The following is an 8,948-nucleotide window of genomic DNA, read 5'->3' on the forward strand; positions in this document are numbered from 1 at the left end:
TCAGATACATTTGAAATAGTCAAAGGGTTCAAGACAATCCATGCAGCGCCACTGGGCCTTGCAAGGGGTCGAGCCGAACTGGCTGATCTTTTCGACCTGCTTTGATTTGCAATGCGGGCACCGTTCAGGGCCACCTGCGGGTTGCGGCGGGGCGATGCCGAACTCCTCAAGCCGGGCGCGGCCTTTGGCGGACAGCCAGTCAGTTGTCCATGCCGGGGCTATACGGGTCTGGATGTCCAGATTGTCGATGCCGTTGCGCGACAATTCGGCTTCTATGTCCAACGCAATCACCGCCATGGCGGGACACCCGGAATAGGTCGGCGTGATCGTCACAGTCACACTGTCATTCCTGACGTCCACCCCCCGGATCACGCCCAGATCAACGACCGAGATCACCGGAATCTCGGGGTCAGGCACGTTTTCAAGCCAATCCCAGACCTCCGCTTCGGTGACAGCCATCGTACCTACCACGTGGCCCCCGGATAGGAGCGCTGCAAGGTTTGCATCACCGCCAGCATATGGCCCAGGTGTTCTGTATGGCGGAACCCTGTACGCCCGCCTTTCTGCGCATAGTCGCTGTCAGGCAGGGTCAGACAGGCCTCTGCCGCAACAGCTTCAACGGTCTCCAACCACGGCGCGCGCAGCTCCGAGGGCAGGGGGGCAACGCCCGTATCGGCCATCGCCTGATCGGTTGCGTCATCAACAAACATCTCGCCGCTATAGGGCCACAGGAACATCAACGCCTCAACCATGCGCGCGTTGCTCTCCTCGGTTCCATCACCCAAAGCGATCACGGTCTGGGACGACCGTTCCAAATGATAAAGCGCCTCTTTCACGCATTTCGCCGCGATCTCGGCAATGCGGGTATCGCCGGAGTCTTGCAAGCGCGTCAGCCAAGGCACCTGAAACGCATCGAACAGGAATTGACGCATCTGGGTTCGGCCAAAGTCACCATTCGGGACCTCAAGCATCAACAGGTTGCGAAAATCGTAGACGTCGCGCAGATAGGCCAGATCATCGGCCGAACGACCGGTCCCTTCGACCTCGCCCGCATAGCCCAGCCACATCTGCGTCTGACCGATCAGGTCCAGCGCCATATTGGCCAGCGCTATATCTTCTTCCAGAATTGGCGCGACCCCGCACCATTCCGACGTGCGATGCCCCAGCACAAGGGCATTGTCCCCTTGCCTGAGCAGAAATTCGAACAGGGGGTTTTCCACGGCCATCACATTTTCCCAACTTCTTCCGGGATATCATAGAACGTTGGATGACGATAAACCTTGTCCCGCGCCGGATCGAACAGAGGCCCCTTATCCGAGGGGCTGGAGGCGGTGATCTTCGCGGCCTCGACCACCCAGATACTGACGCCCTCGTTCCGACGGGTATAGACATCACGCGCATTGCGGATCGCGTGTTCCGCATCGGCTGCGTGCAATGAGCCGACATGCCGGTGGCTCATACCGTGCTGGCCGCGAATAAAGACTTCCCACAGGGGCCATTCGTTTTCATGTGTCATTGCTTACTCCGCCGCTTGCGCGCGTTTTTGGGATTTGCGGGCATGGGCCAGCATGGCCTCTCGCACCCACGCGCCATCGTCCCAGGCCTTCCGCCGGGCGTTCAGACGCTCGACATTGCACGGGCCATTGCCCGAGATCACTTCGAAGAATTCGGACCAGTCGGGTTCGCTGAATTCATAGTGTCCGGTCTCATCGTTCCATCGCAGGTTCTCGTCGGGGATGGTCAGGCCAAGGAACTCGGCCTGCGGGACGGTTTCGTCCACGAATTTCTGCCGTAGCTCATCATTGGTGTTGATCTTGATTTTCCACGCCATCGACTGCGCCGAATGCACACTTTCCTTGTCGGACGGCCCAAACATCATCAGCGCGGGGTACCAGAACCGGTTCAGCGCATCCTGCGCCATGCGCTTTTGATCAGCTGTGCCCTCTTTCGCCATCTTGATCATGATGTGGTAGCCTTGGCGCTGGTGAAAGCTTTCTTCCTTGCAGATACGCACCATCGCCCGCGCGTAAGGACCAAAAGAGGTGCGCTGCAACGGCACCTGATTCATGATCGCAGCCCCATCAACCAGCCAACCAACCGCGCCCATATCGGCCCATGTGAGGGTGGGGTAGTTGAAGATGGACGAATACTTCATCCGCTCGGAGTGCAACATCTCGACCAGCTCATCCCGGCTGACCCCCAGCGTTTCGGCCGCGCAATAAAGATACAGCCCATGCCCCGCCTCGTCCTGCACCTTGGCCAGCAGATTGGCTTTGCGTTCTAGTGTCGGGGCGCGGGTGATCCAATTGCCTTCGGGCAGTTGCCCGACAATCTCGGAATGGGCGTGTTGGCCGATCTGGCGGATCAACGTCTTGCGATAGGCATCGGGCATGTAATCCTTGGGCTCGATCTTTTCGCCGCGATCAATGCGGTCTTGAAAGGCCTGATCCTCGGGGCTCATCTCCTTGCGGTCCTGAACACCTTTTCCGGTCGACTGTACCATCTGCGCGTACATGGCTGCGTCCTCCTTACACACCCTAGGGTGACTGATTCAGTCGTCCCACCCTCTATTATGTTACATTTTTTCCAATATTCAATATTTTTGTAACATATTTTCACCAGCAAAAAACCGAACGTGAAATCAAAGCTTTCGGTAGATCAGATCATTCGAACCTGCTTCCGGCTCTTCCTGCAAGATGGCCGAGACCTGCGCATGCAAGGGCGACTTGCGACACACCGGATCAGTCGCAGCCGCATCCCCGGCCAAGGCCAAGGCCTGACAGCGGCAGCCGCCAAAGTCGATCTCTTTCCGCTCGCAACTCTGGCAGGGTTCCGGCAACCAATCCGTCCCGCGATAGGCGTTGAAGGCCGGACTGTTTTGCCAGATTTCCGCCAGCGTTTTATTTTGGACGTTGTCAAACTGCAGATTTTTGATGGTTTGCGCGGCGTGGCAGGGTAGAACAGTGCCATCTGGCGTCACGTTCAACCCGGTCGAGCCCCAGCCGCCCATGCAGGCCTTTGGAAAATCCGCATAGTAGTCTGGCGGAACAAAATCGAACGCCAGAACGCCTTGCAGACGCTGCGCGGCTTTGGCGACCGTGTCCTTCACGGCCAGAGTCTGCTCACGTGTCGGCAACAGTGCGGCACGATTTTTCAAAGCCCATCCATGGAATTGGACACAGGCAACCTCAAGCCTGCGTGTTCCCAATTCGACGGCCATTTCAATCGTGCGGTCCAGATCATCCAGATTTTGCCGATGCATCACGGCATTCAGGGTCAAGGGAATGCCCCGATCCCGGATCTCGCGCGCAACGATCATCTTACGGTCAAACCCGCCGCGATACCCACCGATATGATCAGCCAAAGCGGCATTCGTCCCTTGCAGCGACAGTTGGACATGATCCAGCCCGACCTCTTCCAGCCGGTCCAGCCTTTTGGGGGTCAGCCCGATGCCCGAGGTGATCAGATTGGTGTAAAGCCCAATTTGTGATGCGTATTCTGTCAGTTCTTCCAGATCTCTCCGGGATGCGGGCTCCCCCCCGGAGAGATGCAGCTGCAAAACACCCAGCGCGCGGGCCTGTTTGAACACGTCTTTCCAAGTCTCAGTGTCCAGCTCGGTCTCTTTGCGTTCAAGTTCCACCGGATTGCTGCAATAGGGGCAGCTCAGCGGACAGCGATGCGTCAGCTCGGCCAGCATTGCGATGGGGGCAGGGGCACTCATTCCCGCACCATCAGATAGACGCGGCTGCGCAAGGTCTGCAAAAAGCGCTGAACATCCGTTTCAATCTGCTCGGCCGGGGCGTTGTAGGTAGCGGCAAGGTCCTGCACGATCTCGGAAAACCGGGCAGACCCATCGACGCGGGACAAAATAGCCATCCCGATCTGATCCAGCTCGATCACCTTCTCGGGCGCCATCAACACCGTGCGGTCGCGCACCTCATCGCGCTGCACCCGCACGCCGCGCGGCAGGTATGGACGGTCGCTCTGGCGCAGTTCCAGAGTCATAGCAAACCCTCGCCCGGTTGCCACGCACCCGGAGGGATCATCCCAGGTTCAACATAGGCCGACCACAGCGCATCCAACTGCGCCCACAACACATTGGTTTTGAAGATCAGAGCCTCGCAGGCCATGTCCTCTTTCTCGGACGTGTCGGCATGATCCAGAACCCAATTCAGGCCAAAAGCCACATCCTTGGGGGCCTGAGTCAGACGTTTGCGGAAATAGGACAGACTGTCGGCATTGGCAAAATCGTAATGCTCCAGCAGCCCTTCGATCCGCTGTTCATGAATCTTCGGCGCAAAAAGCTCGGTCAGCGAGGACGCGACTGCCTGCAACAGCGGCTTCTCACGCACATAATGCACATAAGCATCCACTGCGAATTGCGTGGCAGGCAAAATCCCACGCCCCGAGGCGACATAGTCCGGATCAAGCCCAACCGCCTCGGCCAGTTTCAACCAGCGCCGGATGCCACCGCCTTCGCCAATGTCGCCATCATGGTCCTCGATGCGCGAGCGCCATTCGCGGCGGATGTCCGGATCGGTGCAGCGCGACATGAAGGCCGCGTCTTTCATCGGGATCGCGGCCTGATAGGCCCAGCGGTTGATCACCCAGGCTCGCGCCTGATCCGGGGTGCACTCGCCGCTGTGCAGGCGGTGATGAAACGGGTGCTTGTCATGATAGCGCTCGGCCCCGATCTGACGCAGACGGGCTTCAAGGCTCTCTCGGCTCATATCGTGATCTCCTGCCCGTCGTAGGCAATGGTCCAGCCTGCGGCCTCGACAAAGGCACGCTCCGGCCCGTCCGGTTGTAAAATAGGATTGGTGTTGTTGATATGGATATAGGTCTTGGCCGCCGCGATGCCCTTTAAGCCCTCGATCGAGCCGTCCCCACCACTGACCGAGATATGGCCCATACGATGACCCGTCTTTATACCGGTGCCGGTGCGGATCATCTCATCATCATCCCAAAGTGTTCCGTCAAAGAACAACTGATCCGCATCCACAAGTTGATCCAGCAGAGCCGGGGTGATTTGCGCGCATCCCGGAATGTAATAGGCAACCTTGTCCCCTGTCGTCAGGCGCACTCCAACAGTTTGCTCCCCAATGAGATCGGTTTGAACACTGTCACCTTCCATGAACAAAGGCACTTTGCCCGGAACCGCAAACAAGCGCGCCTGTAACCCATCCTGCAAAGCAAAGTCCTGATCCAGAGATATCCGTGTCCGTTCGACCTTTTCACGGTTCACAGCATCGAAGATCCTGTTCTGGGCCAGAACATCCAGAATATCCCCCGTTGCAAACAGCGAAAACGGCGTCTGTTCACGCAGGCTCAACAACCCGGCGATATGGTCGATATCCCCATTGGTCAGCAACACTGACGCCACAGGCGTGTCGCGCAGCGCACGGGGATGCATTTTCGGATTGTCCAGCATCTGCTGCCGGATGTCAGGTGATGCGTTCAGAATGCTCCACCGAACGCCGTCAGGCGAGACTGCCAGTGACGATTGGCCGGAAGACGAGATAAGGCCCTTGCGGGCATCCTCGCAATTCCGGCAACCACAATTCCATTGCGGTAAACCACCGCCTGCAGAAGCCCCAAGAACCAGAAAATGCACCTCGGGCCTCCGCTAGAGTTCACATAATCAGAACAGGTCGCGCTCGTGCTCGCGGCCTTCATCCTCGGACGGAGAATACATGTTGATCTCCATACCGCAGTTCACTTCTTTCAGTTTCGGTGTGCTCCAAGTCATCGCTACCTCCCATGAGTGACTGGCAATTTCAAAAAACCTACAACCCACATCATTTTCGGAAAATGCTGCTTTGGTCGTACGCTCCGGTCACAGTGTCCGAGCCGCGCCCCACCACGTCAACCGTCTTGGGGTCGTAGATAAGGCTTAGGACTTTTGTCGAATGTCGCGGCTTGGGGCGTAAATATAATGTTGCGTATATGCGCGTGATCGTTGCCCTGCTTTTGCTGATCCTAAGCGGTCTGACGGCCATGGCCGAGCCGTTGCCACGTGAGAAACTGGCGTCGTTCGTTCGCGCTCCCTTTTCGCTGGGCGAGGCCCTGAACGACGACGGCGTCTATTCCTTGCTCAACTCTGGCGGGATCGAGGCGGGTTATGTCTTTGAAACAGAACCGTTAGCCCCGCTGCCCGGTTTCTCGGGCGCGCCTATCAACATGCTGGTCGTGCTCGATCTCGAAGGTCGTTTTCTGGACGTCCAACTGATCGAACATAATGAGCCGATCTTTGTGTCAGGTCTGGGCCAGGCACCGTTCCACAAATATTTCGAACAGTATGGAGGGCTGTCTATTTCAGACTCGATCGTCGTCGGCACGCCCTATGGGGATGCCGCCAGCGGCTCACAGCTTGTTTACCTCGACGGCGTCACCAAGGCCACGGCCAGCGTCCGAATTGCCCACGAATCTGTCATGGGGGCCGCCTTGGCGGTTGCCCGCGAAAAGATGCAGGGACTGGCCACCGCGCCCCCGGCCTATCCCGACCCCGACTATGACGAGGCGCTGACATGGGACGCTCTGGTTGATCAAGGCATCGCCACCCACAAGACCCTCAGTAATGCCGAGGTCGACGCGCTGTTTGCTGGAACATTGTGGGAGGATGACGACCCCGAAGCGCAGGACTACCCGGCCGAGCCGTTCCTGGACCTCTGGATTGTGGACCTCGGACCGAAATCTATCGCCCGCGCGGCCCTGTCTGAAGACAGTTTTGATGAGCTTCAACGCTTCATGGAAATCTCGGACAATGATGAGCCGATCCTGCTGATCGAAACCGCCCGTCACGGCTTGGTCAGCGACGAGTTTGTACGCAACACCGCGCCCGATTGGATCTCGGCCGAACAGGATGGACTGCCTGTCGCGCTGCGCGATGCAGACCTGCTGGTCGAGCTTGCCGACGGAATGCCGGACGGCACCGCTATGATCCTGCGCACCGACCGGCGACTGGGCTTCGATCCATCGCGGGAATGGGTGCTTAAGGTACTGGCTGTGCGCGAACACGGGATGTTTCAACCCGAGATCGGCTCGGTCACCATGGACGTCCCCCATGTCACCCCTGCGCGGTTCTTTCAGCGCCCCGTGCAAATCAAGCCCGCGCCACCTTGGCTCGAAGCGCTGCGCAATCGTCAAAACGATATGATTGTGCTTGGTGTCCTGCTGACCGTGCTTGTTGGCATCTTGAGCCTGCGCATGAATGCACTGGCCGCGCAACCTATGTTCACACCACTGCGCCTGACCATTCTGGCGGTGGTGGTTGGCTTTGTCGGATGGTGGGGACAGGGACAGCTTTCCATTGTCACCGTACTGGGCACGCTTAGAACAGCCCTCGACGGGGGCAGCTATGCTTTCCTTCTATACGACCCGTTTTCGCTGCTGATCTGGGCCGTGTCGATTGCAGGCCTCGTCGCGTGGGGCAGGGGGCTGTTCTGTGGCTGGCTCTGCCCCTTTGGAGCATTGCAAGAGTTGGCACATCATGTCGGAAAAGCCCTGCGCGTCCCGCAAATCGAACCCTCCCGCGCCTGGGACCAAAGGTTGAAGTGGTTGAAATACATTGTGCTGGGCGGTCTGATCGTCACCGTATTCGTTGCACCTGATCAGATCGACAAAGCCGCCGAGGTCGAGCCCTTCAAAACCACAATCACCACGTTCTTCATCCGTGAATGGTACTATGTGGCCTATGCCGTCTTCTGGCTGCTGCTGGGCATGGTCCTGTTCAAAGGCTTCTGTCGCTATGTCTGCCCCCTGGGCGCATTTCTGGCGATCGGTGGGCTTCTACGCGGACGCGACTGGATCGATCGACGCGCCGAATGCGGCTCTCCCTGTCAGCTTTGCCGTGTGAAGTGCAAATACGGCGCGATCAAGAAAACAGGCCAGATTCAATATGACGAGTGCTTCCAATGCCTCGACTGCGTCGCCATCCACGATGACAAACAGCGCTGCGTACCACTGATCGTCGCGGCCCGACGTCAGGCCAGAAAGGTCGCCGCCGAATGATCGCCCGCCGCCGTTTCCTTACTATATCCGCCGCCGCACTGGCCACGCCTGCCGCGGCGAGGTCCATCCACTGGCAGGGATACGCCATGGGGGCCGAGGTCAGCCTGACCCTGGATGCCACCCCCGAAGATGCCCAAATCGCCATTTCCCGCGTTGAGAGGCTGCTCAAACGATGCGAGGAGATGTTCAGCCTCTATGATCCAAACTCGGTCCTATCTGAACTCAACAAGACCGGTTTTCTGAGGAACCCTCCGCGCGAAATGCTGGACCTGTTGCGCATCTGCGGGCAAGCACATCGAGTGACCAAAGGCCTGTTTGACCCAACGGTACAACCGCTCTGGGCCGCTTTGCGGCAGGGCGGGGATGTGAATGATGCGCGCTCCCTGATCGGTTGGGAACGCGTTAGCATCACAGCCGAACGGATCAGGCTGGACAATGGTCAGGCATTGACGCTGAATGGCATCGCGCAAGGATATGCGACCGATCTTGTGGCACATGCGCTGAAACAGGCCGGATGGTCCAGCGTTTTGGTCAACATAGGTGAATTCTACGCAGGGGGCCGCCCCTGGACTATGGGCATTGCTGATCCCCTACATGGCCTGGTAGAAACGGTCGCGCTCAAAAACCGTTCCGTCGCAACCTCCAGCCCTGGCGCGATGTACCTGGAAGGAACTCAATCCCACATCCTGAACCCCGACGGGCAAGATCCAGCCTTGTGGTCAACCGTCAGCGTCATCGCCAACACGGCCACTTGGGCAGACGCGCTTTCCACGGCTTTTTGCCATGCGAACGCTGCGGAAATCTCGCGCACTTTAACCCGATCGCCGGACAATCCGACCGCAATCTGTGTGCAAGACGACGGTACCATTCAATCTATTAAAACATAAAAAAGCCCCGCTTTTGTTGCGGGGCTTTTGGGTTTGTTTGTCTAGGCGGTT

General features: G+C 58.2%; 11 protein-coding genes. 2 read left to right on the plus strand and 9 right to left on the minus strand.

Annotation, left to right across the window (positions count from 1 at the left end):
* The 9 genes from paaD to pqqA all read right to left on the minus strand — a co-directional run bounded on the left by paaD (position 1) and on the right by pqqA (position 5,749).
* Entirely contained in the window at positions 1–459 is a 459-nt protein-coding gene (paaD, locus tag GOV79_RS12590) for a 1,2-phenylacetyl-CoA epoxidase subunit PaaD (RefSeq protein WP_170790032.1), read from the minus strand.
* A 5-nt stretch (positions 460–464) separates the two neighbouring features.
* Positions 465–1,226 (minus strand): 1,2-phenylacetyl-CoA epoxidase subunit PaaC, encoded by a 762-nt coding sequence (paaC, locus tag GOV79_RS12595; RefSeq protein WP_170790033.1) that lies wholly within the window; start codon positions 1,224–1,226, stop codon positions 465–467.
* On the minus strand, positions 1,226–1,516 hold the full coding sequence (gene paaB, locus GOV79_RS12600) for a 1,2-phenylacetyl-CoA epoxidase subunit PaaB (RefSeq protein ID WP_170785990.1): 291 nt from the start codon (positions 1,514–1,516) through the stop codon (positions 1,226–1,228). Before paaB ends, paaC begins: the two co-directional genes overlap by 1 nt.
* Before the next feature lie 3 nt (positions 1,517–1,519).
* Positions 1,520–2,515 carry a 1,2-phenylacetyl-CoA epoxidase subunit PaaA gene (gene paaA, locus GOV79_RS12605; protein ID WP_170790034.1) on the minus strand — a complete coding sequence of 332 codons (996 nt, stop codon included), beginning with the start codon at positions 2,513–2,515 and terminating at the stop codon, positions 1,520–1,522.
* Positions 2,516–2,641: 126 nt separating this feature from the next.
* A complete protein-coding gene (gene pqqE / locus GOV79_RS12610) occupies positions 2,642–3,721 on the minus strand; it encodes a pyrroloquinoline quinone biosynthesis protein PqqE (RefSeq protein ID WP_170790035.1) in 1,080 nt (359 codons plus the stop codon).
* On the minus strand, positions 3,718–4,005 hold the full coding sequence (gene pqqD / locus GOV79_RS12615) for a pyrroloquinoline quinone biosynthesis peptide chaperone PqqD (RefSeq protein WP_170790036.1): 288 nt from the start codon (positions 4,003–4,005) through the stop codon (positions 3,718–3,720). Before pqqD ends, pqqE begins: the two co-directional genes overlap by 4 nt.
* Positions 4,002–4,730 carry a pyrroloquinoline-quinone synthase PqqC gene (pqqC, locus tag GOV79_RS12620; RefSeq protein WP_170790037.1) on the minus strand — a complete coding sequence of 243 codons (729 nt, stop codon included), beginning with the start codon at positions 4,728–4,730 and terminating at the stop codon, positions 4,002–4,004. The genes pqqD and pqqC overlap by 4 nt, the downstream gene beginning before the upstream one ends.
* Positions 4,727–5,614 carry a pyrroloquinoline quinone biosynthesis protein PqqB gene (gene pqqB, locus GOV79_RS12625; RefSeq protein WP_170790038.1) on the minus strand — a complete coding sequence of 296 codons (888 nt, stop codon included), beginning with the start codon at positions 5,612–5,614 and terminating at the stop codon, positions 4,727–4,729. Before pqqB ends, pqqC begins: the two co-directional genes overlap by 4 nt.
* 27 nt (positions 5,615–5,641) lie before the next feature.
* Positions 5,642–5,749, minus strand: a complete 108-nt coding sequence (gene pqqA / locus GOV79_RS12630) for a pyrroloquinoline quinone precursor peptide PqqA (RefSeq protein WP_170537497.1) — start codon at positions 5,747–5,749, stop codon at positions 5,642–5,644.
* Positions 5,750–5,946: 197 nt separating this feature from the next.
* On the opposite strand from pqqA, the gene GOV79_RS12635 reads away from it, so the two are divergent.
* Entirely contained in the window at positions 5,947–8,010 is a 2,064-nt protein-coding gene (locus GOV79_RS12635) for a 4Fe-4S binding protein (protein ID WP_170790039.1), read from the plus strand.
* Positions 8,007–8,897: an FAD:protein FMN transferase gene (locus GOV79_RS12640; protein ID WP_170790040.1), complete on the plus strand. Its 891-nt coding sequence runs from the start codon at positions 8,007–8,009 to the stop codon at positions 8,895–8,897. The genes GOV79_RS12635 and GOV79_RS12640 overlap by 4 nt, the downstream gene beginning before the upstream one ends.
* Positions 8,898–8,948 lie beyond the last annotated feature (51 nt).

This window comes from Ruegeria lacuscaerulensis (assembly GCF_013034745.1).
GTDB lineage: Bacteria > Pseudomonadota > Alphaproteobacteria > Rhodobacterales > Rhodobacteraceae > Ruegeria > Ruegeria lacuscaerulensis_B.

Bases quoted from the DNA above. Each gene is read 5' to 3' on its own strand.
- paaD (WP_170790032.1), bottom strand. From the start codon at position 459: ATGGCTGTCACCGAAGCGGAGGTCTGGGATTGGCTTGAAAACGTGCCT.
- paaC (WP_170790033.1), bottom strand. From the start codon at position 1,226: ATGGCCGTGGAAAACCCCCTGTTCGAATTTCTGCTCAGGCAAGGGGAC.
- paaB (WP_170785990.1), bottom strand. From the start codon at position 1,516: ATGACACATGAAAACGAATGGCCCCTGTGGGAAGTCTTTATTCGCGGC.
- paaA (WP_170790034.1), bottom strand. From the start codon at position 2,515: ATGTACGCGCAGATGGTACAGTCGACCGGAAAAGGTGTTCAGGACCGC.
- pqqE (WP_170790035.1), bottom strand. From the start codon at position 3,721: ATGAGTGCCCCTGCCCCCATCGCAATGCTGGCCGAGCTGACGCATCGC.
- pqqD (WP_170790036.1), bottom strand. From the start codon at position 4,005: ATGACTCTGGAACTGCGCCAGAGCGACCGTCCATACCTGCCGCGCGGC.
- pqqC (WP_170790037.1), bottom strand. From the start codon at position 4,730: ATGAGCCGAGAGAGCCTTGAAGCCCGTCTGCGTCAGATCGGGGCCGAG.
- pqqA (WP_170537497.1), bottom strand. From the start codon at position 5,749: ATGACTTGGAGCACACCGAAACTGAAAGAAGTGAACTGCGGTATGGAG.
- GOV79_RS12635 (WP_170790039.1), top strand. From the start codon at position 5,947: ATGCGCGTGATCGTTGCCCTGCTTTTGCTGATCCTAAGCGGTCTGACG.
- GOV79_RS12640 (WP_170790040.1), top strand. From the start codon at position 8,007: ATGATCGCCCGCCGCCGTTTCCTTACTATATCCGCCGCCGCACTGGCC.